Source organism: Cupriavidus sp. GW822-FHT03E04 (assembly GCF_058801495.1).
The window spans coordinates 1-24732 of record NZ_JBXANI010000051.1; the positions used below are offsets into that span (position 1 = coordinate 1).

The following is a 24732-nucleotide window of genomic DNA, read 5'->3' on the forward strand; positions in this document are numbered from 1 at the left end:
TGCTTTGCAGCGGTGTTTCGTGTTGCGAGGGGGCGAATCATAGGGGACCCCCTCGGCCTTGGCAAGCGTTTTCTTGAGCGAATTTCTCGAGAGGAATAAAGTTGATCATAGATAACATCTAAGATCAATTCCGCTCGTATGCCTACGCCAGCAAAGCAATGCCGAGCTTACGCATCTTGAACATCGCGTCCATGACCCGAGCCGACTTGCCCGCATCCTTGTCTTGCAGCAGTCAGCCGAGGATCGATGGAGCGATCTGCCAGGACACGCCAAACTTATCCTCGAGCCAACCGCACTGCCCATCCTCCCCGCCAGCGGGCAATTGCTCCCACAGGGTGTCCACCTCCGATTGCGACTTGCGACTCACAACTCACAACTCACAAGCAATGAGATAGCCGGGATGACGCAGCCCTGTCGCGTGACCCACACGAGTTCGCTCAAGTCGTCTATTCACGGTTGCGGCGGGCCTTGTGCCGCTCGCAGCAGAGGCAACCGAACGCCAGCAAGGCACCCAGCACAAGCACGCCAATGGCTAAGCCCTTGGCGGCACACCCCCCTGCGGAACACTCCCCATCCAGATCACACTTTCCCATAGCCCTCTCCTCAAACCCGTGCCAGGAAGATCTGACGGTTCCATGCTAGATCACGGCGAAGGGAGATCAAAGCGCACACCACCAGGCCACCTGCCGCGCGGTGCAACTTGCCAGCACACGGAGTCTTGGTGGCGTCCGCCGCCTTCTAGAGAACAGCCGGCTTGCAACTGCCTCCCCAACATCCAACGCAGAACATCTTCCGCAATGACGCCTTCGCCACAAACGGGACTACGGTGCACCGCCCCGCCGCTGATGCGCCCTAGCGTCGAATCTGGGCCAAGAAACTGCAGAGGGTGACAACAAGCTTGCACCGACCCGGCCCCGCAAAACCGCAAACAATTGCATACGCCGCCAAGTGCGCTGTCAGCCGCTTCGACTCGACTTAATTCTGACTTAGAAAAGTCTCAGTTGGTTTGGGTGCAGTTTGCGCTATTTTCACAAACATTCTTGGCATGCGCCGAGCGCCCTACTCGGCACACCGTGGGCTCACAATCCAAGTGGAAAGAACAACGATGCAGTCCTTCAGCACCAAACTCACCCTCAAGCTAGCCGCCACGCTTTGCCTGGTCGTTCTCCTGTTCGGGAGCGCGTACGGGCTCTTTGGCCCGCATAGCGGAAGCGAAGTGTCGCAGGCTGCGAACGCCGACCACGCCAATACCCTGCTTTCCTTGCTGATGCATATCCTTGGCCCGATTGCGGCCATCCCCGCCCTGATCGGTATGTGGTCGCAACGATTCCCCGCACTGGGCGGACTGGTCCTCGCCTGCCCGGCCATTGCGACGTTGCTGCTGCACCGATTTGTCATCGGATAAGCCAGACGTTCGATCCTCCCCACGCCTCTTTCCGCCTGGTTTGTCCGCAGGAACCCACCGCCGCTGGTTTGCATCGGCCACCTCCGCACAGGAACTAAACCCGGTGCCGGATACCCAATGGAGAATGCTGTTTCCGCGGCAACACCGGGAAAGGACCATGAAACAAACGTTGTGGGGACTGCTGGCGGGATGCGCGCTGCTGGTAGCCCTTGTTGGATGCGCCAGTCGAGGCGCCGATGGCCGGGAGTCAAGCATCACCGCATACGGCACCGTTGATGTCGGCGTTTCGCGCACCAGCGACAAGTAGTGCGCAGTGCCGGCCAAGGCGACCACTCGATAGCAAACGGCAACAGGAAAAAACAGGCAAAAAAAGAACCCGCAGCGCGGGTTCTTAAATTAGCGATCTCAATTGCCCTGAAGGCGCTGGTAATCTAACTGTCATTTTCCGTTCGTACTATCCGGGTAAACCGAAGTCGACCAAGCAATCGCAACCACTACCACGATAAAAAAAAGCCCGCACTAGGCGGGCTGAACAATCAGTTGAAGAAAGCCCTGTATTCGAGGGCAAGCACAGTGTAAGAACTTGCGGCGCCCCGACTAATTAGGGGAATCCCTTTACCATGGCGGGAAAGCGGCCCGCCGCGACGATCAAGTGCACATCACAGCCCCCCGCGGCTCCCGAGCACAAAAAGGATATTCGAAGTTAGAGGAAATATTCCAGCTGACGCCAAAGCAGGCGTTCAGTGCCCATTGTGCTCAGAGTACGCTAATACGATCCATTCGCAGTCAAGATCTGCTTGCTGGCCGCGTGCGAGAGTACTGCCAGATAATCCGGACTCCACCCGCTAGCCCTAGCGGATCTTGTTCAAGCGGCCTCGAGGGATGGCGCGCCTCCTTGCAGCAGATGCGCCCGCGCCCCTTCAAACATGGCGTCGACGGCTACGCGTGTGCGCACCGCGTGCATGCGGCGCGCATCCGACAAAACCCGCCGCCAGCCGCGGCCACCATGGATACCACGATGCAGGCCCAGCATATGGCGCGTCACTGCACCCATGTAGCCGCCCTGCTCGACGACATCCCCAATATAACGCTGCATCGCCAGCTCAACGTCCAACCGTGATGGCACCGGGGTCTGCGCGGCATAGAAACGCCCATCCATTTCCGCCAGCACGTAGGGCTGGTGATAGGCCTCGCGTCCAATCATGACGCCATCCACATGCGCCAGGTGCACGTCCATCTCGTCGTGCGTGACGATGCCGCCATTGATCAGTATCTCGAGATGCGGGAATTCCTGCTTGAGTTGGTAAGCCACTTCGTAACGCAGCGGCGGGATCTCGCGATTTTCCTTTGGGCTCAAGCCTTTCAGGATTGCATTGCGCGCATGCACGATAAAGGTCTCACACCCCGCATCGGCCACGGTGCCGACGAAATCGCGAACAAAGTCGTAATGTTCGATCGTGTCAATGCCGATGCGATGCTTGACGGTCACGGGAATCGATACCGCGTCGCGCATCGCCTTCACGCAATCCGCCACCAGTTCCGGCTCCGCCATCAAACAAGCGCCGAATGCACCGCGCTGCACCCGCTCGGAAGGGCAGCCGCAGTTCAGATTCACCTCCAGGTACCCCCATTGCTCGCCCAGTTTCGCCGCGGCGGCCAGATCAGCAGGCTCGCTGCCGCCGAGTTGCAGGGCCACGGGTTGCTCAGCGGCGTCGAAGTCGAGATGACGAGCCACATCGCCATGGAGCAGCGCGCCGGTGGTCACCATCTCCGTGTACAGCCAGGTATGGCGGCTCAGTTGCCGGTGAAACATGCGGCAATGACGATCCGTCCAATCCATCATCGGTGCAACCGATATTCTGCGGCCCGTTGATTTTGCTGGGATTCCGCCTCCAGCTCCGGTTTGCGGGGGATTCTGAACGTGTGCCATTTCCTACGGTTACTGCCTCTTTAGGCTCATTTTTGAGCTCGGGTGTTTCAATGTTGCACTGAAAAAACCATGCTGCACCGGAAACCATGGGCACCATTCATCAGCGCGAACGCAAGGACAGGAGTATAGGCGACGCCGCCGCGACCTGGATGGAAAAACGCGAGCGCGAACTGGCACAGCCCGGCGCGCTGGAAACCGCGCAGCGGGATGACCCACTGCTGAGCGCCGTGATCGACCACTACATCAGAGATGTCTCGCAAGGACATCGGCCGGACGAAAACACAGGTGCTCCGCGCCATCAAGGCAGCACCGATCGGCTCGATGCACTGCTCGAAGATCCGCAGCCAGGAGATCACACAGTTTGCGCAGAGCCTCGGCGTACTGCCGCAAACGGTCGGCAACTACCTCGCCCACCTTGCGTCGATCTTTGCGATAGCTCGCCCGGTCTGGGGCTACCCGCTCGACCAAACGGCGATGGATGACGCGCGCAAGGTGGCAAAGAAGCTCGGCGTGACGAGCCGCTCCGTAGCCCGCAACCGCCGGCCGACGATGACTGAACTCGACCTGCTCATGGCGCACTTCGGCAACATCCGCGCGAAACGGGTGGATAGCACGCCGATGCAGGCCCTCACCGCGTTTGCGATCTTCTCCACGCGCCGGCTGGAGGAAATGTGCCGAATCACGTGGGACGATTTGGACGAGCCGAGTGAGCGCATCATGGTGCGCGATCTGAAACACCCCGGCGAAAAGCTTGGCAACGATGTCTGGTGCGACCTGCCGGCCGAGGCTATGCGCATCATCAAGGCCCAGCCGAAACGCGAGGCCAGGATCTTCCCAGCCAACAGCGACGCGGTGAGCGCCGCCTTCACCCGGGCCGCCAAGTTTCTGGAGATTGACGACCTGCACCTGCATGACATGCGCCACGAGGGAGCCAGCCGGCTGTTTGAGATGGGCCTGAGCATCCCAGGCGTCGCAGCTGTGACTGGGCACAGGAGCTGGCAGAGCCTGAAGCGCTATACCCACTTACGGCACGATGGGGACCGTTTCGCCGGCTGGAAGTGGCTTGACGTCGTGGCACCAGCCAGCCAGGCAGTGGTCGCTGTAGGTTCAGCCTAAGTAACACTGTATATCCATACAGTTAACTCAGCCTTTACAAAATCCCGTCGTGTACTCCCTATACTGTATATTCATACAGTAAACGTGCTGCATTCCGCAGCACCCACCAACGCTCGGAGTTGCCGCCATGCCTGATACTCGCGCCATCAAGTACATCGTCGTGCCCTACCGTAAAGGCAAGGGCGAAGCGCTCCTGCCTGGCGAGATCCGCCAGGCATCCAGCGAAGTCGGCGCTATCCGCATCGCGAACGGCATGGCCTCAAGTTTCGTTGGCGTCGCGGCCTATGAGGTGCTGGTGGACGAGGAAACCGGCGAGATGGGTTCGCCCCGAATCCTGGTGCAGGAAGGGAGCGTCCCCGCTCTCGGCGAGTGACAAAAAGGGGCGCTGCCCCCTCCTCCCACAATCCCACTTCCTTTCCGGCCACACGGCCGAACTGCGCCGGCCTTGCGACACCATATTAGTATCGCCCGACGCGATCACCGTGCAGGACGTCGAGACCCGCCATCTTCAGGCCATGGTCTGGTTGGCGGAGTACCTATCGTTCGACGCCGACTGCCAGCACTACCGCTTCGGAGTGGCCCGGCCCGCCGTCAAACCGCCGCTGAAAGCGTGCTTCCCCCGGCGGTGAAGTTCATCTTAGTGGTGAACGGAATGGCCCAAGGCGCGCAGATGATGGCGAGGCTGGCCAGGCTCAACACGCCATCAGCGCACTCGGACATCCAGGCTTGCGCGTCGTGGCGTTCGACCCGGATACGCTGAGCGAGGCAAACATGGGCCGCCAGCTGTTCAGTGCGGCTGATGTGGGGCAGAACAAGGCGGCGGAGCTGACGCATCGCGTGAACATGCACTTCGGCCTCGACTGGGTCGCCCAGTCCAAGCGCTGCGGGTTGGCCGAACTCTTGAGCGTCATAAGCGGCGCGTTCGTGATCGTATGCGTCGGCAGCGCGAAGGCCCGGCGGGAGATCCATCATCAGTGCATTGACAAGAAGCGCGATGTCTACCTGCTGGACCTCGGCAATCATGCAAGCGATGGACAGGCGATTTTCGGTCACACCCAGCGCGGCTGCGGCAGATTCCGAATTGGCATCGGCACCGTTTATCCGCTCAAGTGCCCGAACTGCGAGATGCTAGTCGTCGCAGTCAACGCTGATCTGATCAATCTCGCGTTTGGCAACTCGATATGCATCATCGATCGCGATCTCTTCCGAGGCCGCAGGCTCCCGAGTGTTTTGCCTGTGTCCGTGCCCACGGATGACATACGACCAGTCCCACCGATTGCTCGCGACCTCTCTCGCCTGGATGGAGATATCCCGACCTCTGTACTTGAAGTCCATATGTGCCTCCCCGGATCTCGGAAGACCGTAGCACGCAGTGTGGTTGAGCCGGATGGTGATACGGTGCTCAGTGAGCGCCCGGATTCGCCAGGCCTTCGTCTATGAGCTTCTCGGCATAGTCGCGCGCATGCTGCCACGCCTCGCCTTCGGAAAAGTACTGCCCAGGCACGGGTTCATGCTCGAAGATCTTGATCGAGCTGCCGTCCCCCGCCTTTGCACAGATCGTCACCTCGCCATGCCAGGGCCCACCAGTTGGGGATGCTGCGGAAGCCTCATACCAGTGATCTTTGTAGTACGTGAAGCCTTGGAGATCCATAGCTTTCTCCAGTTGTTCAAGAGGATCGTAGCACGGCCCAAGGACCCACGATCGGCTTCATTTCGGGCATTGCCCTGCCCTAGGTCAGGATCCACATCGAAGGCTCAAACAAGAGCGCAAGGGGATCCACGTAGGCGACTTGGCAAAATACATCGACGAACGGCGGGCCGCAGCTCAGAAAGAATGCACCCAGATGTGTGACTAAGGAAGGTTTCTTGACTGATTTCGGAGTGGCCGCGCGAATCTCATTTGCGCAAGGCGCAATCTAACGCAGGTTCTGCCGGCTCGCGGCATGGGCCGGTGCCTTACTGTGTTCATCTCGGGGCGGAAGCTGTGACTTCGAAACAGCTTGCGTTGGGCAATGGGAGCCTGGCGCTCTGGCGAATGCGACCGACTTCCGCCCTGGAGACTGAGCGCACCTATCGGAACCCGGAGTTCCACCGAGTGCAGCCGGAATGAAGACATGATTTAGCTCAATGGCATGCGAGTAGAAAGGCCTACGATTCAAGAGAACAAAGGGGCCATACGCCAGAAGCCCCTGCACGCAAAGCTTGCGTACATGGAAGGAGCACTGAGACCGGAAAACTAAAAGTGACAAACGAGCCACATTGACCCCGCGTGTGGCAACGCGTTTACCTGCGCAAGCGCTGCTTTTGGATGCAACGCGTTTGCGACTGTGTCTAGCGGGGCGGGATACGACACCGCCAGACGCTCAGACCCTTGCCTCTGGCCCCAGTGCGGCTGGAAGTATTGCCCGGCAGATACAGAGAATAAAGCAACATAAATTGATGGCTTCACAAGCCTTTCTAATGGTGCGTGTTGGCACATGACGCGCGCACGTGAAGTGTGGTGAAATTCGGCGCCGTATGACACCTGTGGTACTGCGGTCAATGAACAGGCGGCGAATGAAAAAGCAACTTAAATCGGACCAGCTTCGAACCTTCCTTGCTGTCGCACAGCAACGCAATTTCACTCGAGCCGCACACATGCTGCATTTGACGCAGGCCGCCGTCAGCATGCAGATCCGGCAATTGGAGTTGGATATCGAAGCGCCGCTATTCGTGCGAAGTCCACGCCTGCTTACCTTGACGCCAGCAGGGGAAACGCTGCAAGTCTATGCGGAGCGAATCCAGGAGCTTCACGAGCAAGCGTGGCAGGCATTGTCGTGCGTGACCTACGAACGATCGCTGCGTATTGGCACGCCAGACGCCTATGCCAGCCTGGTACTGCCTGCGGCACTGCGTGCCTTCACGTTCCAGTTCCCGGCTGTCCAGGTGGAGGTAGTCTGCTTGTCTACGCTCGAGCTTGGGCGCAGGTTGGAGAGCGGCTCGCTGGACCTCGCCGTAGGCACGTGTTGCCCTCAATTTCCAGGGCCGCCTATTTATTCCGAGGAACTTGTCTGGGTTGTGGCTTTGTCTGCAACTAACCTGGCCGCCCAGCGGCCCCTCCCATTGGCCATGTTCGAAGTGGCCTCGGCCCCTCGGGCGCATGTTGTACATGCGTTGGAGTCGGCATCGATCCCCTATCGTTGCGTGTACTCCAGTCCAGATACGATGGGAATCCTCGCCTGTGCGCAGGCTGGCAACGCCATCGCCGCAGTACCCAAGCAATCAGTGGGCGGAAAACTCCGGATCATTGGGCTTCAGGAGGGACTGCCGGACCTTGCGCCACTGGAAATCACCATAGCCAACGGCAGGACACCGAATGGACCGGAGAAGCAAGCGTTGATGGATCTACTCACTGCGCCCTCCATTTGTCGGTTGGACTCGATGACGAGTTCCTATGCGGGGGCTTCGCGCGTGTAAGTGCCCCCTTCGATGAAAGGGACTGCGCCGTTTCAAAGAACCAGCGAGACGCAATCACGCAATCACGCAATGGCGATGAGCAGGCGCTTGGAATTCAGCTTCAAAGCTAGGTTTCTCGGGCGTCCGGTGGCAGTCTCGATCCCTGCCATTACGCCCATACCAGTGCATTCCCCCGACGCGCGCCCACCTGCCCGCGCAACAGCCCCCCTCGTTCACCTCACCCGGCGTGGCAAAGCAGACAGAATGCGGTGTGCCCCACCCTTTCGGGGGGGCGTGCGTGGCTGCCGCCAGCAGCCATTCCTAGCCAGGAGCTTTCAATGTTGATGCGAGACGCAATCCCCCATGTGCTTAGCCGCGGTAGCGACATGTTCACGCGAGACATACAGGAGACGCCCCCGCAAAAGACGTTCCATCATGCAATCGATATCTATCTCAAGGATTCCAACGCCTTCATGAATACTTACTTTGCGCGCTACTTCGAGTGGCAGGGCGTCTGCCGGGAACGCTGGTTCCACGAGTGCATTCACGACAACCTGCTGGCTGCCGGAGGCGTGTTCGTGACCAAGCGCGCGCATCAGGAGTACGTGGAAGAGACCTTCCCGTTCCAGAAGGTGGACTGCTACCTGAATACCTTCCAGGTGAAGCAGTGCTCGGCTTACCTGCTGTTCCGCTTTTGCGTCGGGGGGCGCCCGGTGTCGCTCGGCTACCAGCAGATCGTGTTCGCCGGCAGGGACAAGCGCATCATGCGCTTCCCGAAGGAGATCGTGGAGCGCGTCAAGGAGTATGAATTGAAGCTGCCTACCTTCGCTAGCTAAACGGGCCCCGCCCCGCTGGCCGGCACGTGGCTGGCGGGGCGGGCACGCAGGGCACGGCCTTTGCCCGTATGCGCGTCCGGCAGGCGCAGTGTGAAGGTGGTGTGGACGCCGCGCACGGATTCGCATTGGATGCGGCCATCGAAAGCCTCGACCACGCGGCGGCAGAAGGCCAGCCCCATGCCGGCGCCACTGCCGTGGGCCTTGGTGGAGAAGAAGGGATCGAAGATCCGTGGGAGGACTTCCGGCGCGATGCCGGGGCCGGTATCGCTGAAGCGAAGCAGCCAGCAGCCGCGTTCTTGCACCGCACCGATCTCGATGCGGCCGTTGCCGCTCGCGCGCATGGCCTGCAGTGCGTTCTTGAGCAGGTTGAACAGCACGTAGACCAGCAGCGTATCGGAGCCCCGGAAGCACCAGGCTGGGTCAATCTGGCCTACCGTCACCCGTTCCCGCTCCCCCGCCTGGAAAGGATAGCGATCGAGAGCGGACACCACGCAGTGCTGCAGGGATTGCGCGGTGAAGCTACGGCGGTCCAGCCGTTCCAGCGTGACGGAGGCAAGCGCCATGTCGATCACGGTGTGGGTGCCATCGATCTCCCGTTGGATGGAGGCGACCAGACCGGCGGCCCGGTCCAGTTGCCCGGGCCGCATGCGGCCCTCGCACAAGCCGTGCGCCACCGCCAGTTGATAGCCGGCCAGCAGATCGGGCCAGGCTCGGCCGATTTCGTCGGCCTGCAGGCGGATCGTGGTCAAGGGAGTGCGCACCTCGTGCGCCACGGTAGCCGCCAGCGAGAAGGGGTGCATCAAGTCGTAGCGCACAATGGTCACCGCAAGAATGCCCAGGCTGACGCCGATGAAGATTACCCCTGGCGGATAAAAGGCATAACCGTAGTTGGCCGCGTAGTCGACCGCGGCCAGCGAGTAAAGGCACAGGCTCACCAGGCACAGATCCAGACGCTTGCGCTTCTCGCCCGTGGCGTTGCGGCGCGCGGCCAGCAGCAGCCAGCCGCTGCGGCAGGCCAGCAGCACCGTCTGCGCCACATGCAGCGGATGCAACCGCCCGGCCTTGGGGTACTCACCGAAGAAATAGGTATAGACGCCGGACACCACCTCACCGCCAGTCAGCACCATCACCGCCAACACCAGGGACAGTCCGTAGGAAACCAGCAGCAGCGGCCGCTCGGTGCGGCACTCGGTGACCTCGGTCACGAAGTGATAGAAACAGGTTGGCAGGAAGATGATGAACAGATAGCCCACCTTGGCGAGCAGCAGCGCCACATCCGGCTGCTCAGCCTGGAACAGGAAGGCCCAGGTTCCCTGCCAGGCAAAGGTGGTCACGCACAGCAGAAAGAAGGACGTGGAAATGCGCGTGACGCCCTTGGTGACCAGCACGTACAAGCCGAATCCCAGAAAAATGGCGGACACGAAGGCTGGCAGGATGGCGTACATGGGGTTCCGGAGGAGCGGGTCGGCGCGCCCGGACGGGCGTCAGGCTGACCGGCAGCCGCCATTTTAAGTCGCGGCAAGCGCACCTGTGCAAAGTCCGGCTAATGACAGCCCTGCACGATATTGAAGGCCGGGGCCTGCCTGGCTAGTTCACCTGCCCGGCGTCGATGGTCCGCATGGCCGAGGCTTCCGCCAGGGCGATCGCGGCTTCCGCCGTGCCGGCCACGCCAGCCTCTTCCTCGAATGAAGGCTGCGGCGCGTCGCCAAAGGCGTCGGAAATGATAACCGTCGCCATATAGCCGCCACCAGCCAGCGCTGCCGCGCGTACCACCACGGCATAGCCGCCGTACTCGAATCGTCGTTCCATCGCGCAGCTCCTCGTCGCTGGGGATGAAGCCATGATAGATGGACACGTCGCTGCGTGGCCAGGAGAAGGCATTGAGCCCGCATGCGGCGTGGCGCGGGTCAAGCACCTCAGCCCACCCTGAGCGCTGGCGGGAATACGCACCAGCACCCGTCGGCATGGCGGAAGAAGAACATCGACAACTGCCCCGACGGGCGGGCCACATCCACTCGGATACAGCCGCTGCGGCAAGCCCGCGAACTGCGCACGCGGGTGATCCGCGCGGGCGCCGCCAGGTTGGAGCCGAGCCATTTGTCGATCAGCCCACGCAGGGATATCTTGGCGGTTTGCATGTCAGTCTCCTTGACTTGCCTTGTTGAAGCGACCCACGTCACGCGCCAGGCGCTAGGCGGCACGGGCACCGGAGTGCGTGCCCTTGAACTCGGTCTCGAGAAATGCCCTGAGCAAGTTGGCCACGGTCTGCATGGCCATGGAGGGGTGGTGCAGGCAGGCTTCCACTTGCTCACTGCGGCCTTCGCCAAACAGGCACCAGGTGCAGAAATGCTCGCAATTGTTGGTCAGGAGCCGGTAGTTGTCTTCACCGAGGCGGGAGCGGGCGCGCGCCACGGCTTCCAGGCCGACATACCTGGCGCAAGGATTGGCCTTCACGGTAACCGTGTGGCCGGCCGCAAAAACTTCCACCGTGGTTTCCTCCACTGGGCCGCGATGGAGCGAGCCAGCAAAGCCGGCATAGTGGACCACCTTGCCTTCGCCGATGTAAATGCCGTGGTGGGCATAGCCGCGGCGTTCCGTGACCAGGTGCGCGCCTAGGGGAAGGTCGGCATCGATGGCCTCGTCTTGTTGTTGGTGTTGGTGGTTCATGGCTGCCTCTGATCTGTTTGCTGGCTGCAGGCGTTGCCTGCTGGCTGCCACACCATCCGCATCAACCGTGCCACCCGCCGCCGTCCCAGACAGATCAAGGGATTGCGGGGTTTTCGACCGGCCTGGCAGGGGATATGCGTCTCCGGCCAGCCAACAGCCTGATGCCAATAGTGTTGGTGGCCTGCCATCAGAGAGGCCCTCGAGACCGTGGAAGCCATGACGATGCGGATGCGATGGCCGCGGCAGTGGGCAACCGCGCGACTTCGCGCAAGACAGCTGCCGGGCGGCGAGACCGAGTCAAAACGGTGGGTTTCCCCCAACATGCCGGTGGAGGATGTTGGCGTTGCGCCAACGCTTATGGCGCTGCCGCGAAGACCGAGATCAGCCTGGCATCGCCAACGCGAAGGGAAACACAGCAAATTCAAGCACTTGCGGCGCTGCATCGGGCCAGCCACATCACTGGCATGCGCTTTGCTCTGTAGAAGCATGGCAAGTAGCCACGGACCGCAACACAGCCCCTACCCATCCCACGCACCGGAGACCATCATGGCGGCGCTCACCATCAAAGACCTCTACACCAACCGCACACTGGACGGCCAGGCCATGGCGGCCATCCGGGGCGGCGGCGCACCCTGGGTATTCGGCTGGATCCAGCCCTATTCCCCGCCCCGGCAAAGCGTTGGTCCCGTCGTCAACTTTTACGAGATCAACAACAGCTTCTATGCTGATCAGATGGTTAACCAGTTCCAGAACATCGACGTTCGCAATACGGCGCCCGGCGCGAACATCAATGTGCAAGCGGGACAAGGGGCAAGAAACGACGGCCGGATGTAACCCGGTTCGCGCTCAGCCCGCACGGTCCGGCCATGCGCCGCCCGCCACGCCAATGCCGCCCGGGCACTGGCGTGGCGTTGTGGCGTCCTAGCTCGCCCGAACACCGGAGATGATCGTGACCTGTGCATCGCAATTCCGCTGGACTTCAGCCGCTCGCACCGATGTCGGCCTGGTGCGGGAGCGCAATGAGGATGCCTGCCTCGCCCAGCCGGAGCGGGGGCTCTGGGTGGTGGCGGATGGCATGGGCGGCCACGCGGTTGGCGACTATGCCAGCAATCTGGTCGTGGAGACGCTGTCCCGGCTGGCCCTGCCGCACAGCCTCGAAAGCTTGCTCGACGGGGCCCGCATCGCCTTGCAGGACGTCAATCGCGAACTGCTGGAGGAAGCGGCGCGCCGGCAGGTCCGGCGCATTGGCAGCACGGTGGTGGTGCTGATGGCGTGCGAACGCTTCTGTGGCTGCCTGTGGGCAGGCGACAGCCGCATCTACCTGTACCGGGACGCGCACCTGACCCAGTTGACCCGGGACCACAGCCGCGTGGAAGAACTCAAGGCGCGCGGCCTGATCACCGCGGAAGAAGCCGTGCATCACCCTGCGCACAACACCATCACCCGCGCGGTCGGCGCGAATACGGCACTGGAACTGGACCAGACCTGGGTGGAAGTCGCGGACGCCGATATGTTCCTGCTCTGCAGCGACGGCCTGAGCAATGAACTGCGGGACCCGGAGATCGCCAGCGTGCTGGCCTGCGGCGATTGCGAGCTGGCGGCGCAGGCACTGGTGACTGCGGCGCTGGGCCGCGGCGGCCACGACAACATCTCGGCGGTGGTGGCGCGCGCGGAGGATCTCTACGCCTCGGACAAGACCATGGTAAATCCCGCGCTGTAGCCTGGCGCGCGGTTCACCGCCCTCCCTCCTACCGCGCCTTGCCGCCCTGCGCCGCGCCCTGGTTGCGAAAATCCTTGGAATGGATGCCGTGTTTCTTGAGCAGCATCTGCAGGTGCGAGCGATTCATGTCGAAGCGCCTGGCCAGCTCCGCCACCGTGCCGCCGACCTCCTGCAATCCCCGCTCGAGAAAAGCGCGTTCGGCTTCATCGCTGGCGGCGCGCTTGGCTTCGCTGAGTGACGTGGCCGTGGATGCATCCACCACGAGCGGTGCCACGGCGCCGCTGGCTGCCGGCGCCGATGGCTTGGGCCGCAGGTCCTGCGGAAGATGCTCTAGATCGGCCGTGTCGCCGGCGAGGCAGGAGGTCCGGTACATCAGATTGCGCAACTCGCGGATATTGCCCGGGTAGGCGTAATTCATCAGGAAGTCGCGCAGGCGCGGGGTGAGCTTGATGGGCCGGCGCTTTAGCACGCCGGCGGCCTCGTCGCCGAAATAAGCCACCAGCAAGGCGATTTCGTCGCGCCGCTCGCGCAGCGGCGGCAGGGTGACGTGGATCACGCTGAGGCGGTAGAACAAGTCTTCGCGAAACTTGCCCTCCTCGCTCAGGCGCCGCAAGTCCCGGTTGGTAGCTGCAACGATGCGCGTGTCGACCGAAATGGTCTCGTCGGAGCCGACCCGCTGGATCTCGTGCGACTCCAGCACGCGCAGCAGCTTGACCTGCCCGGTGAGAGGCAATTCGCCAATCTCATCGAGGAAGATGGTGCCGGTGTGCGCGCTCTCGAACTTGCCGCGGCGATCGTTGGCGGCGCCCGTGAAGGCGCCCTTCTTGTGGCCGAACAACTCCGACTCCAGCAGGTTCTCAGGGATCGCCCCGCAGTTCACCGAGATATAGGGCTTGTCCGTCCTGGAGCCGTTGGCATGGATCACCTTGGCCATCAGCTCCTTGCCCGTGCCGCTCTCGCCATCGATCAACACCGGCAGATCGGTGGGCGCTGCCTTCTCGGCAATCTCCAGCGCCTCCAGCAGCTTCGGGTTGTCGCCGAAGGTGCCCTCGAAAATAAAGCTGCGCTCCAGCAACGCCTGGCGGCGCTCGCGCGGCGCCAGGTCGGCCGGCGCAGGCTCCGCCACGGCCGCCTGCACGAAGCGCTCCTTGTGCGATAGCTGCATCACCTCGTCGCGCAGCGTGGTGGCCTGCTTGAGCAGCTTCTCGATCTCCGTGCGCTCGAGCTTGGAGGCCCAGCGCAACGTCGAGCGCAGGATCTCGATCTTCTCGATCAGACCGGCATAGGAGATGGCCGACCCGACGGAGCCACCCTGGTTGAACAGCTTCATGTCGCGCTCCCCCATGCATCGCGCTACGGCAGATATGCCAGATGCGCCGTTGCTGCCCAGCGGCACCCGGGCTATGCAAAAGCGCTCACTCCGAGCTCAGTTGCTTCTGCACCAGCTGGTAGTACATGCCCTTGCGCTCCAGCAACTCCTCATGCCGTCCTTGCTCGACGATGGCCCCTTCGTACAGCACCAGGATCTTGTCCGCGCGCATGATGGTGCTCAGGCGGTGCGCGATGATCACGGCCGTGCGGCCCTGCAGGATCTCCTGCATGTTGCCAAGGATATTGCTCTCCGATTGCGTGTCCAGCGCAGAAGTTGCCTCGTCGAAGACCAGCAGGCGCGGATCGTGATAAAGCGCGCGGGCAATGCACAGGCGCTGGATCTGACCGCCAGACAAACCCACGCCGCGCTCGCCCACCACCTGCTCGTAACCCAGCGGCAGCTTGCTGATGAACGCGTGGGCATCGGCCATCTTGGCGACTTCCTCGATATGGCGACGATCCGGGCTGTCGTCGCCGCAGGCGATGTTCTCGGCGATGGTGCCCGAGAACAGCAGGTTGCTCTGCATCACGTAGCCGATCTGCGCGCGGTAATACTCTTTGTCGATCACGCCGAGGTCGTAGCCGTCCACGGTGATCTTGCCGTCCGTGGGCACGTAGAATCCCACCAGCATCTTGGCCAGCGTGGTCTTGCCCGATCCGCTGCGTCCCACGATGGCCAGCAATTCGCCGGGCTTGATGCTGAAGCTGATGTTCTCCAGCACGTAGGGCGTTTCGGCGCCGCCGTAGCGGAAATAGACGCCTTCCAGGTTGATCTCGCCTTGCAGGTCCGGCAGCATCACGCGCGACGCCAGATCCTGCGGCTTTTGCTCCGGATCGAGGTCCAGCACGTCGCCCAGGCGCTCCATCGCCACGCCGGCATCGTTGAGCTGGCCCCACAATGCCACCAGCCCCATCAAAGGCGCCAGCACGCTGCCCATGAAGGCGTTGAAGGCAATGAGCTGGCCAACGGTCAGCTCGCGCTGCAGCACCAGGTTGGCGCCCACCCATAGCACCGCGATGGTGGTCGCGGCATTGAGCAACTGGCTGGCCAGCCCAACCAGGATATGGAATGCCTGCGCCCTGTACTGGACCTCCAGCGCCTTGGCGTACTTCTTCTCCCACTTCAGGCGCACCGGGCGCTCGATTCCCATGCCCTTGACCGTTTCCACCCCGCCCAGCGCTTCCATCAGGTAGGACCGCGCATCGGTCGTGGTGGTGAACACCTCGCGCGCGAAAGCCTTGACCTTTGGCGTTGCCACGATCGTCAGGATCGCGATCGGGACCACGAAGGCGATCAGCACCAGTGTCATCTTGACGTTGTAGAGAAACATGATGGTGAAGTAGATAAACACCATCAGCAGGTTGAGCGCCGTCGTCACCGTCGACTCGGTCAGGAAGGCCCGGATAGTCTGGTTCTCCTGGAAGCGCGCGAAGATGTCGCCCGTCTTGCGCTTGGCAAAGAAGGAAAACGGCAGCGACAAGGTGTGCTTGAAGAAGTGCGACATCATGGCAAAGTCCATATTGCGCACCATGAAATTGGCGAGATACGCCCGCACCGAACTCATCAGTTGCGAAAACACGCTGGAAACGATCAACCCAAGTATCAGCAGGTTCAGCAGACCCATGTTCTGGTGCACGACCACCCCGTCAAGGATGTTCTGGATGATCAGGGGCGGCACCACGCCCAGCACCTGGATCACGAAGGTCGCCATGAACAGGTGCGCAAGGATCCGTTTGTACGGCGCCAGGTAGCCGATGAAGCGCAGCCAGGGCGAGCGTGCCACCGCCAGTTGCGCCATGCTTTCGCCGGAGGTGAAAAGCAGGCAGGTGCCGCTCCACCCGCGCTCGAACTCCTCCACGCCCATCTTGCGAAAGCCGAGGGCCGGGTCGGCCACCCACACCCAGCGCTTCGATACGCCGTAGACCACCACGTAGTGGTAGCCCTCCCAGTGCACGATGAACGGCAGCTCGAAACCCAGCAGGGAATCATGCGTGCACTGCACGCCGCGGGTGGTAAAGCCGAGCGACTCGCCGGCGCGGGCCAGGCTGTCCAGCGTGGCGCCCTGCGTGGTCACGTTGGCCAGCTCGCGCAGCTTGCCGAGCGTCATGGGGATGCCGTGATGGCGGCAGATCATCGCCAGGCAGGCAGCGCCGCAATCCATCTCCTCGGCCTGCTCGACCAGGGCGAAACGGCGGATAACGCGTTCGCCAAACTCCGGCTTCGAGCGCAGGTCGAGCATCACCGGATGCTTGCGCCGCTCGGCCATCCTCTTTTGCCGGTGCAGTTCCCTGTCGATAAAGCGTATGCGCTCTTCCAGCACCTCGCGCAGCTTGGGATTGCGCTCCAGGATCAGCTGCACGGTCTTTTCCGGAATCACCAGCAGCCGCGCATCCGTGCCGGCGATGGCCGACGCAATCTGTTCTTGTCGCATCACGCAGGCACGCTCGCCAAAGATATCGCCCTGGCGCAAGGTCGCCAATGGATACTCGACGCCCTCCTCGGTCCGCACAATGCGCACTTCGCCCTGGCGCACCACGTACAGGCGGCGATCCTCCCGTGCATCCTGCTTCAGGATCTCCTTGCCGGCGGAAACGCGCTTCACCCCCACGCTGCGCACGGCCTCCTCCAGCTCACTCTTGTCGAGCTTGCCGCGCAGGTCGAACAAGCGGGCGACAAAGCCGCCGGCCGAACTGATCGCCACATAGCTGGCGACAAAAGCCATCGCCGCCGGATTTTGCGCAATCATGGGCTCGGTCACGCTGCGCGGAATAAAGAGCAGCTCGGTCTTGGCGGACGAGCGCACCGAGGATTCATGCCGGTACTCGCGCAGCATGGCAATGTCGGCGAACACCTCGCGCGCCTTGCGCACGCCGAGGCTGACTTCCTTGCCATTGTCTTCGTTGAAGATGCGCACGGACCCCGACTTGATGATGAAAAGCCCGTCTGCCGCCTCGCCCGCGTTGCAGATGGTCTCGCCAAAGCCGTACGAAAGCGCTTGCGCATGCTCCGCCAGCCGCTCCATTTCCTCGCGCGAGAACGGCGAGAGTATTTCCACGCCGGCCAGGAAGTCGGCGAGCGGATGCAGTTCGGGACTGGCTTCCATATGCGTCTGAGCGCCAGCGGCTAGCGCGCTTCGATGACGTGTTCCTGCGCCCTGGCCATCAGCCAGTCTTCACGCAGGAGCCGGCGCACCTCCGCCGCCACATCGGCATCGAGCGTGGCAGGATGCTTGGCGCTCACCATGAAGATCTCGAAGAAGGAGCGGTCCTGGGACGGGAACGGACCGAGCAGGTCGCCGGTGGCGGCGTTGAACACCTTGGCTTCAATATCCGTCTTCAGCGAGCCGCGCAGTACCTTGCCGATCGCGCCGCCCTGCTCCTTCGTGTCCGCGATGGAGTGCTCTCGCGCCATCTCGGCAAAGCTGTCGGGATCGTCCCGCAGATAGGAGATCAGCTCCTTTGCCTTGCCCTCGGCGTCCACCACGATATGGCTCACCTCGATGCTGTCGAACTTCGGCGAGTGCAGCTTGAAGTAGGCCTCGACCGCCTTGTCGCTGGCCACCTCGGCAAGCATCTTTTCCTGGAAGAGGCTATCGGTCACGAACGCCTCGAACTCATCCAGGCTCACACCGAGCACATCGAGATAATGGTTCATCTGCGTCGCGCGGTGCAAGCCCTGCACACGCCGGAACTGGTCGGCGCGCTCCTGGATTTCCTCCGGCGCCACGGTAATGCCCTGCTTCTTCGCCGCGTGCACCGTGAGCTTGTCCCTGACGATCTGCTCGATCAGCCCTTCGAACTGGCCCGTGAGCTTCAAGACCCGGATGAATTCCTCGACCCCGATGACTTCATCGTCGACCCGCACAATCGCTGTCATCTCGTCAGCTCCTTGATTGTTTCCCATTTGCCAAAATCCGCCCGCACGCAGGTGCGGGCCGCCGATGCGTCTCCAACCACTTTCCAGGCGTTGCCGCTATCCGCTGGCTTCAGCCCGCCACCTGCCGGAACGGATCCAGCCCCAGGTCGATCAGGCGCCGCTCGCGCACCACGATTTCCGCCGTGGCGGTCATGCCGTAGCGCAGCGGGTACTTGCTGTCCGCCACCGTGTAGTAGTCTTGCGCCAGCCGCACGCGCCCCTCGTACACCGGCTGCTTGTTCGGCCCCGCCAGCTTGGTCGCTGGCGAGATGTACTCGAGCGTGCCGGCAATCAAGCCATAGCGCTGGTAGGGAAAGGCGTTGAATTTCAGCTTGACGGGCAAGCCCTCGCGCAGGAAGGCACGATCGCGCTCGGCAATCTCGATCTTGAGCACGGGGCGCGCGTTCTTGGGCGCGATGCCGCCCAATGGCGCATTGGCCAGGACCTTGTCACCGCGCTGCGTGGAGCTGACATCGGTGATCACGCCCGCCACGGGCGCCAGGATCAGCAGGAAGTTGTCCTTGTCGATATTCTCGAAACGGATGCGCGCCGCGGCCTCGGCAACCAGCCGCGCGGTCTGCACCTGCAGGCGCAGCTTGTCTTCCGTATTGGCTATCTCGCGCAGCGCGGCGTCGTACTGGATGCGCAGGTTGGTCAGCTCCTGGCTGCTGCCTTCGAGCTGCACGGTGGCTTGGTTGAATTCCTGGCTCAGCTTGGAATCCAGCTCGGCCAGCCGCGACTGGGCAATCTGCAGTGCGTTCTCCGCCTCAACAGCCGCAATCCGCTTGCTCTCCACCTGTGACTGCGAGACCCCGCCGCCACCCGGCAGCGCAAACAGGCGGGCATAGCGGTCCTGCTCCTGGCGCGCGAATTCACGCGTCCGACGCGCGCTGTCCAGGTTGCTGCGCGCCTGCTGCAATTGTGCCCGCTGTTGTTCCGCGAGCCGGGTCGTGCCCTCCGCCGTACGATTCTCGTGCAGGCGCTCCGCCACATCGATCTGCTGCTTCAACGCTGCCGCCTTGCGCTGCATCAACAGCTTCTTGTCGGGAAACTGCTTCCACTCGCGCTCGGAATCCTGCAGCTTGAGCTGCGCTTCCAGCGCATTGGTGGCGGCCTCGATCGCGCCACGTGCATTCAGACGCGCCAGCACGTCGTCCTTGTTCACCGGCTGGCCCTCGGCCACATAAAGATCCGCCAGCTCCCCGTCCACCGGCGCATAGAACCGCCGCACTTCGGACTCCGGGGCGAGGGTGCCGTCCGCGGACACGATCACATCCGCGTGGCCCACGAACGACCAGACCAGCGCGCACACGACCAGCGACACCATGACCAGCACGGAGATCTGCATCAGCTTCCAGGGCTCCGCGCTGAGAATGGCGATGCCCTCGGCGCTGTGGTCCTCAAGCGCCTCGGACAGCGGCTTAAGGCGATTGTCTCGGCTGTCGTCCTTCATCACCCTCCCCTCCAATCAATGCCAGCTTGGACTTGAGCAGCGCAGGGCTCAGCACCATGCGCAATTCCTGCAGGGAACGCCGCTGCAGCTCGGTCTCCGAATCGATATCCTCCCGGACCTGGCTCCATTGCGCCGTATCGCCAACCTTCAACTGCGCGTAGATGCGCATGCCCTGGCGCGCTTGCGCGCTGGCATTGGACAGCAGGCGTGCCTGCGCGCGGAACTTGGCGGAGATGTCGGACTCCAGCCGCTGCTCGCCGCCGATGGCGCCATCGCGGCGATACTGGCGCCACGACGCAAGCGCGGCGTTCATCAGTTCCTGCGCACGCCGGATCGCCGCATCGTGTATCGCCGCCACATCGGGCTCGACCGCCTTCAGGAAGTAGGCATCCTCGGTGGGATCGAGCATGGCGTAGAACGACAGCAAGGCGTCCTCATTGTCCTTGCCGCCGCGCGCCTTCTGCAGCTCGACGAACTGCGCGGCGACGGCCTGCTTGCGCGCAAGGTCCTTGGCCGCGGCCTCGGCCCACGGCCCCGTCTTTATCGCTTGCAGCCCGGCGAACGCCTTGGCGCTGTCCCCTGCACGCCAAGCCTTGTCCACCTCGGCGTACTGCCGCACCAGCTCCGGCGCCGGCAGGCGGCTGGCTGCCAATTCGCGAAAGCGCGCCTGGAAGGGCGGCGTGGAAAAGCTGGCCTTGGCCATCTGGGCCATCAGCGGGCCAAGCGTGGCTGCGCGCGCCGCGCCGTCCAGCGCAATGTACTGCCGCAGGTCTTCCTTGATGCGATCCATGCCCGCGAGCCTTGGATACTTCTCCGCGTAGTCCGCCAGCACGGCCTGCAGCGCTTCAGGATGGTCACTCGCCAACCCGCTGGCCAGCGACGCGTTCAAGCGGTCGATGGCGGCCAGATAGACCGAGTCGTCGCTCTGCAGCTTGCGCACATTGCTGAGTGCGTCGGCATATGGCTCCCTGAATTGCGGCACATAGGCGGCAATGCGGTCCAGCGCGCGCTGGTGCGCTGGCGTGTCGTCATTCCAATGCTTGAGCAGCGCACGCATGCTGGCTTCATCGGTGAAGATGCGGATCGGCGCGTCCACGCCGCCCCGGCCGGCCACGAAGCGGTTCAGCCGGCCGATCCAGTCGAGTTCATCCAGCACGCCGCGCGCGTCGGCATTGTGCGCGCCGAGCGTCTTCATACGCGCCAGCGCCGTTTCGGCGCCATTGAAGTCGCGCGCCTGCAGCTTGCCAATCCATCCCGGCACCTGGTCGCGCAGCAGCGCCTCGGTACCCATCGCGCGGAACTGCGCATGATCCGGGTGGCGCTCCAGATACGCGTCGGCCACGGCAGCGGCGCGGGCATAGTCGCCGCCGGCCATCAAGGACCTCATCTCGCGCTCGGACGCGCCGCGCAAGTACAGGAAGAGCAGCAACGCCACGACCGCCACGGCGACGGCACCGCCCCAGCGCGCCACGCGCTTCAGGCCAGCGCGCTCCGAAGCGCCGAAGCTGCTGCCGAGCCTGCCCATGACCAGCGCGAACTTGCCCTGCCCGCGCGGCGTGTCCGTCGCACCCCCAACGCCTTCCGGCTGGGGCAATGCCTCCTGATTGACCTCATCCTCCTGCTGGGCGGCATAGTCGACGCAGAAAATATCCAGGAAGGAGCCAGCCGCGGCGACAAACGTGGTCTTGTCGGGATCATGCGCGGGCGTGGCGGGTGCTGGCGCTGCGGCGGGTGCCGGTGCCGACGGGGCCGAGACAGGAGCCGCCGGGTCCTGGGCAGGCACTTCAGCGGCATCGGGCGGCGGCAGGATCGAACTGGTGAGGGTTGCGTCGGCGGCGGCCCCGTTGCATATGCCAACCCGATAGACAAAATGATTGCCACCGAACGCAAGGAGGTCTCTCTCGCCCAGGGCGACCGCGTGCTCATCTACCCGCTTGCCGTTGACGAAGGTCCCGTTGGTACTGCCGAGGTCTTCGACAAATGGATCGTTCCCTTTCAGGAAGATGTGCGCATGGCGGCGCGAGACATAGTTGACCTGGTGCGGATACCTCTCCTTGTAACGGGAGAACGACGCATCCGCCTTGCTGATCAGGAAGGGAAAGCCAGCCACCTCGATCGGCTGCAGCCCAAGATCGTCGCGCTCGGGCACGAGCGTCAGCACCATCGGCGCCTGGCTTGCCGCCTGGACCGGCGCGCGCGCGCGTAGCCGCACCAGGTAGGACAGCGCAGCGCCGAAGCGCAGTTCATCGCCGTCGCGTAGCCTGGCCGGCTGCTGTGCCACAGCCGCGCCATTGACGGTGGTGCCGTTCTTGCTGCCCAGGTCAGCGATATAGGCCGCGCCATGCTCGGAAAAAATGCGCGCATGACGGCGCGAGAGCACCGCGGCTACATCGGGCGGGTATGCCGCGAAAGGCGCTTCCGCGCGCCCCACGGCGAACAGGCTCTCGTCGATGCGGATCTCGCCGAGCTCAGGATTGGAGATGGGCTCGAGCACGATATCGAACGCCTGCCCCACCTTTGCCCGCATCTCGACAATCAGAGCTTCGTCTGGAGCCATGTTTCGATACCACCAACAGCGCGTGCCACGACGCGTGCGCCAGCGGCAAGCCATGTTTCATGGCGACGGCGCGAGCCGGTGCGGCCCGCTGCGTCGTGAACGTGTTGACTAAGGACATAGTAGGCCACGCTTGCCCGTAGTCAAACGTCCGCCGGTGGCGTACTTCGCGCCTTGCCGGGCGTGCCCGGCTCCTCGTGCGCAACGGGTTGCAGGCCCCTACTTCGAGACCTGCTGCGACGCCTCCTTCGGCGCGTTGCTCACCTCGGTGCTTGGCCACCCGCCCCCTAGTGCCTTGTAGAGGGTGACAGTGTCGGCCAGGATCTGTTGGTGGTTGGCCAACAATTCCTGCTGCGCGCTCAGCAGCGATCGCTCGGTCTCGAATACATCGAGCTGGGACACCACGCCTTCCTTCAACTGGGCCTCGATCTGCGCCGACACCACACGCAGTTGCGCAACCTGCTGCTGCAGTTCGACGCGCTGCTTCTTGTGTGCGTCGACATTGACCAGCGCGTTCTCCACTTCCTCGAATGCCGTAATCACGGTGCGGCCGTATTCGCTCTCGGCGACCTTGGTCTGCGCCTCGCTGGTCTTCACCCGGGCACGCACGCCCGGGTCCAGCATGGGCAGATTGATGCTCGGCATGAAGCCGAAGGTGAAGGACTTCAGCAGGTCGCTCAGCGCGAAGCTCGCCGTGCCGCCGCGGCCCGTCAGGCTGACGCTGGGCAGTTGCGCCAGGCGCGCCTGGCCGACCAGGTTGACGGACTCGAGCACGCGATACTCCGCCGCCACGATGTCAGGGCGCCGCGAGAGCAATTGCGACGGCAGCCCCGCCGGCACCGCCGGCAGCTGCACGCGCTCCTGCAGTCGCCCGGCCGGCACCTTGAACACGCCAGCCGGCACGCCCACCAGCGTGGCCAGTGCGTTCTCGGAAATGTCGCGCGAGCGGCGCAGTTCCAGCAGGTCCTTGGTGAGCCGGTTGATCTCGGCCTGCTGCTGCATCACGCGGATCTTCGGAATCAGGCCGTTCTGGAACATGGCCTGGTAGGTGGCGAGGATCTGCTTGTTCCTCGCTAGTGTCTTGCTCTGCTGATCGATCTGTTCGTCGAACTGCAGTATCTGGAAGTAGGTGGTGGACACATCCGAGACCAGGGTGAGGTAGCCGGCACGCCAATCCGCTTCGGTTGCGTTGAATTCGGCGGTCTGGGCCTGCACACCCTTCTCCACCTTGCCCCATATATCGATGTCCCAGTTGACCTGGGTGCCGAGGTTGTAGGTCTTGACGAGCGACGTGCCTGTGCTCTTCTCGAAGCTTGCCCCTGCCCCCACGTCGAAGACGGGTAGCGCGCCGGCCTTGACCTCGGCAATCTGCGCGCCCGCTACCTTGATGCGTGCGGCCAGCACCTTGATGTCGTAGTTCCCCGCAATCGCCTTGTCGACCAGTCCGTCGAGGTACGGATCCCGGAATGCCTGCCACCAGTTCGGCACGATCGTGTCCGCCGGCGAAACCGTGATCGATCCCTGGCGCGCCCAGTCCGGCTTGGCCGGCGTTTCGGGCCGCTGGTACACCGGCGGACGAAAGTCGGCGCAAGCGGCCAGCACCAGCAGGCAGGCGCCTGCCATCAGGCATCGCCGCAACGCGGCGCGCGCACCATGCACGATGAACGGGGTGGAATGGTCTGGCACGATCGCCTCCTGCGAGCGTCGGCGGGGTGAGGAGGCCACGGCGGGCACCGGCCCCCGTCAGCCACATCGCCAGCGCCAGCTGCGCCGGGTCAGTCACGGCCCGGATGCAAAGGAGCCGCGCCATCAACACGCCATGCATGCATTGTGTATCCGCTAGCGGCGCGATCCAACCTGTAAATAGAGGCCCTGCGGCAAGAAAAGGGCCGCCCTGCCCGGCACGCCGGGAGGGCGGCGGTGGCTTCAACGATAGATGTTGTTCTCTGCGTTCTGCGTTGAGCTCACGTGGGACTTGATGTCGTCGGCAAAGGCCGTGTTGTTGCCGTTCATATTGACGACGTTTTGCGTCTGCCCAATCAGCTGCTGGGCATTGAAGGTCGAGTCGATCTTGACCGCGCTGAAGACGGGCATGAAGGGCACGAAGCCGCCGCGCACGGCGCGCATGGCGTGAGCGTCGAGTTCTTCGGTGACGGACAGGTCCTTGATGGCGAGGGTGGTAGTCATGGCAGTTCTCCGGGGTATTCAGTGGATTGCGAATTCAGCTTGGGGCGTGGCCCGCGGCTTAGTAGATGTTGTTGCTGGCGTTCTGGGTCGACGTCACGTGGGACTTGATGTCGTCGGCAAAGGCCGTGTTGTTGCCGTTCAT

At 63.0% G+C, this 24732-nt stretch carries 24 protein-coding genes; 8 read left to right on the top strand and 16 right to left on the bottom strand.

Annotation, left to right across the window (positions count from 1 at the left end):
• Positions 1-232 precede the first annotated feature (232 nt).
• On the bottom strand, positions 233-367 hold the full coding sequence (locus AC1RQC_RS39375) for a VOC family protein (protein ID WP_492373631.1): 135 nt from the start codon (positions 365-367) through the stop codon (positions 233-235).
• A gap of 738 nt (positions 368-1105) precedes the next feature.
• Here AC1RQC_RS39375 and AC1RQC_RS39380 point away from each other — a divergent pair.
• Both AC1RQC_RS39380 and AC1RQC_RS39385 read left to right on the top strand, forming a co-directional pair.
• The gene (locus AC1RQC_RS39380) at positions 1106-1405 is read left to right on the top strand and encodes a hypothetical protein (protein ID WP_492373630.1); all 300 of its coding nucleotides are present in this window, start codon (positions 1106-1108) and stop codon (positions 1403-1405) included.
• Positions 1406-1562: 157 nt separating this feature from the next.
• Positions 1563-1712 carry a hypothetical protein gene (locus AC1RQC_RS39385; RefSeq protein WP_492373629.1) on the top strand — a complete coding sequence of 50 codons (150 nt, stop codon included), beginning with the start codon at positions 1563-1565 and terminating at the stop codon, positions 1710-1712.
• Positions 1713-2270: 558 nt separating this feature from the next.
• On the opposite strand, the gene dusA is transcribed toward AC1RQC_RS39385, so the two are convergent.
• Positions 2271-3335: a tRNA dihydrouridine(20/20a) synthase DusA gene (gene dusA, locus AC1RQC_RS39390; protein ID WP_492886728.1), complete on the bottom strand. Its 1065-nt coding sequence runs from the start codon at positions 3333-3335 to the stop codon at positions 2271-2273.
• A 47-nt stretch (positions 3336-3382) separates the two neighbouring features.
• Positions 3383-3595, bottom strand: coding sequence for a hypothetical protein (locus AC1RQC_RS39395; protein ID WP_492886730.1), 213 nt, complete (start codon positions 3593-3595; stop codon positions 3383-3385).
• On the opposite strand from AC1RQC_RS39395, the gene AC1RQC_RS39400 reads away from it, so the two are divergent.
• Positions 3585-4451, top strand: a complete 867-nt coding sequence (locus AC1RQC_RS39400) for a tyrosine-type recombinase/integrase (protein WP_492886732.1) — start codon at positions 3585-3587, stop codon at positions 4449-4451. The genes AC1RQC_RS39395 and AC1RQC_RS39400 overlap by 11 nt on opposite strands.
• Before the next feature lie 127 nt (positions 4452-4578).
• Positions 4579-4824 (top strand): hypothetical protein, encoded by a 246-nt coding sequence (locus AC1RQC_RS39405; RefSeq protein WP_492373551.1) that lies wholly within the window; start codon positions 4579-4581, stop codon positions 4822-4824.
• Between the two features lie 218 nt (positions 4825-5042).
• Here AC1RQC_RS39405 and AC1RQC_RS39410 read toward each other — a convergent pair whose 3' ends face one another.
• Both AC1RQC_RS39410 and AC1RQC_RS39415 read right to left on the bottom strand, forming a co-directional pair.
• Entirely contained in the window at positions 5043-5504 is a 462-nt protein-coding gene (locus tag AC1RQC_RS39410; protein ID WP_492373550.1) for a hypothetical protein, read from the bottom strand.
• 349 nt (positions 5505-5853) lie between these two features.
• On the bottom strand, positions 5854-6102 hold the full coding sequence (locus AC1RQC_RS39415; RefSeq protein ID WP_492886734.1) for a hypothetical protein: 249 nt from the start codon (positions 6100-6102) through the stop codon (positions 5854-5856).
• Positions 6103-7007: 905 nt separating this feature from the next.
• On the opposite strand from AC1RQC_RS39415, the gene AC1RQC_RS39420 reads away from it, so the two are divergent.
• Together AC1RQC_RS39420 and AC1RQC_RS39425 are read left to right on the top strand one after the other, a co-directional pair.
• Positions 7008-7907, top strand: a complete 900-nt coding sequence (locus AC1RQC_RS39420) for a LysR family transcriptional regulator (protein ID WP_492373548.1) — start codon at positions 7008-7010, stop codon at positions 7905-7907.
• A 317-nt stretch (positions 7908-8224) separates the two neighbouring features.
• Positions 8225-8722: an acyl-CoA thioesterase gene (locus tag AC1RQC_RS39425; RefSeq protein WP_043347261.1), complete on the top strand. Its 498-nt coding sequence runs from the start codon at positions 8225-8227 to the stop codon at positions 8720-8722.
• Here the strand turns inward: AC1RQC_RS39425 and AC1RQC_RS39430 are convergent.
• From AC1RQC_RS39430 to AC1RQC_RS39445, 4 genes are all read right to left on the bottom strand, one after another.
• Positions 8719-10167 carry a sensor histidine kinase gene (locus AC1RQC_RS39430; protein ID WP_492886736.1) on the bottom strand — a complete coding sequence of 483 codons (1449 nt, stop codon included), beginning with the start codon at positions 10165-10167 and terminating at the stop codon, positions 8719-8721. The two genes, AC1RQC_RS39425 and AC1RQC_RS39430, sit on opposite strands and share 4 nt — an antisense overlap.
• A gap of 142 nt (positions 10168-10309) precedes the next feature.
• Positions 10310-10531 (bottom strand): hypothetical protein, encoded by a 222-nt coding sequence (locus AC1RQC_RS39435; RefSeq protein WP_492886738.1) that lies wholly within the window; start codon positions 10529-10531, stop codon positions 10310-10312.
• A gap of 107 nt (positions 10532-10638) precedes the next feature.
• Positions 10639-10860, bottom strand: coding sequence for a hypothetical protein (locus AC1RQC_RS39440; protein ID WP_183036168.1), 222 nt, complete (start codon positions 10858-10860; stop codon positions 10639-10641).
• Positions 10861-10912: 52 nt separating this feature from the next.
• Positions 10913-11389: a lecithin retinol acyltransferase family protein gene (locus AC1RQC_RS39445; protein WP_492886740.1), complete on the bottom strand. Its 477-nt coding sequence runs from the start codon at positions 11387-11389 to the stop codon at positions 10913-10915.
• A gap of 546 nt (positions 11390-11935) precedes the next feature.
• Between AC1RQC_RS39445 and AC1RQC_RS39450 the strand changes: the two genes are divergently transcribed.
• Positions 11936-12223 carry a hypothetical protein gene (locus AC1RQC_RS39450; RefSeq protein WP_043347272.1) on the top strand — a complete coding sequence of 96 codons (288 nt, stop codon included), beginning with the start codon at positions 11936-11938 and terminating at the stop codon, positions 12221-12223.
• Positions 12224-12338: 115 nt separating this feature from the next.
• On the top strand, positions 12339-13109 hold the full coding sequence (locus AC1RQC_RS39455) for a PP2C family protein-serine/threonine phosphatase (protein WP_492373545.1): 771 nt from the start codon (positions 12339-12341) through the stop codon (positions 13107-13109).
• Between the two features lie 28 nt (positions 13110-13137).
• Here AC1RQC_RS39455 and AC1RQC_RS39460 read toward each other — a convergent pair whose 3' ends face one another.
• The 7 genes from AC1RQC_RS39460 to AC1RQC_RS39490 form a co-directional block, all read right to left on the bottom strand.
• A complete protein-coding gene (locus tag AC1RQC_RS39460) occupies positions 13138-14439 on the bottom strand; it encodes a sigma-54 interaction domain-containing protein (RefSeq protein ID WP_492809194.1) in 1302 nt (433 codons plus the stop codon).
• A gap of 85 nt (positions 14440-14524) precedes the next feature.
• Complete coding sequence (locus AC1RQC_RS39465) at positions 14525-17584, bottom strand: ABC transporter transmembrane domain-containing protein (protein WP_492373543.1); 3060 nt, start codon at positions 17582-17584, stop codon at positions 14525-14527.
• A 20-nt stretch (positions 17585-17604) separates the two neighbouring features.
• Positions 17605-18357, bottom strand: a complete 753-nt coding sequence (locus tag AC1RQC_RS39470; protein ID WP_492373542.1) for a peptidylprolyl isomerase — start codon at positions 18355-18357, stop codon at positions 17605-17607.
• A 109-nt stretch (positions 18358-18466) separates the two neighbouring features.
• A complete protein-coding gene (locus AC1RQC_RS39475; RefSeq protein ID WP_492373541.1) occupies positions 18467-19849 on the bottom strand; it encodes a beta-barrel domain-containing protein in 1383 nt (460 codons plus the stop codon).
• Positions 19818-22406 (bottom strand): FHA domain-containing protein, encoded by a 2589-nt coding sequence (locus AC1RQC_RS39480; RefSeq protein WP_492886742.1) that lies wholly within the window; start codon positions 22404-22406, stop codon positions 19818-19820. Before AC1RQC_RS39480 ends, AC1RQC_RS39475 begins: the two co-directional genes overlap by 32 nt.
• A 216-nt stretch (positions 22407-22622) precedes the next feature.
• Entirely contained in the window at positions 22623-24026 is a 1404-nt protein-coding gene (locus AC1RQC_RS39485; protein ID WP_492373632.1) for an efflux transporter outer membrane subunit, read from the bottom strand.
• 303 nt (positions 24027-24329) lie between these two features.
• The gene (locus AC1RQC_RS39490; protein ID WP_492373539.1) at positions 24330-24590 is read right to left on the bottom strand and encodes a hypothetical protein; all 261 of its coding nucleotides are present in this window, start codon (positions 24588-24590) and stop codon (positions 24330-24332) included.
• Between the last annotated feature and the right edge of the window lie 142 nt (positions 24591-24732).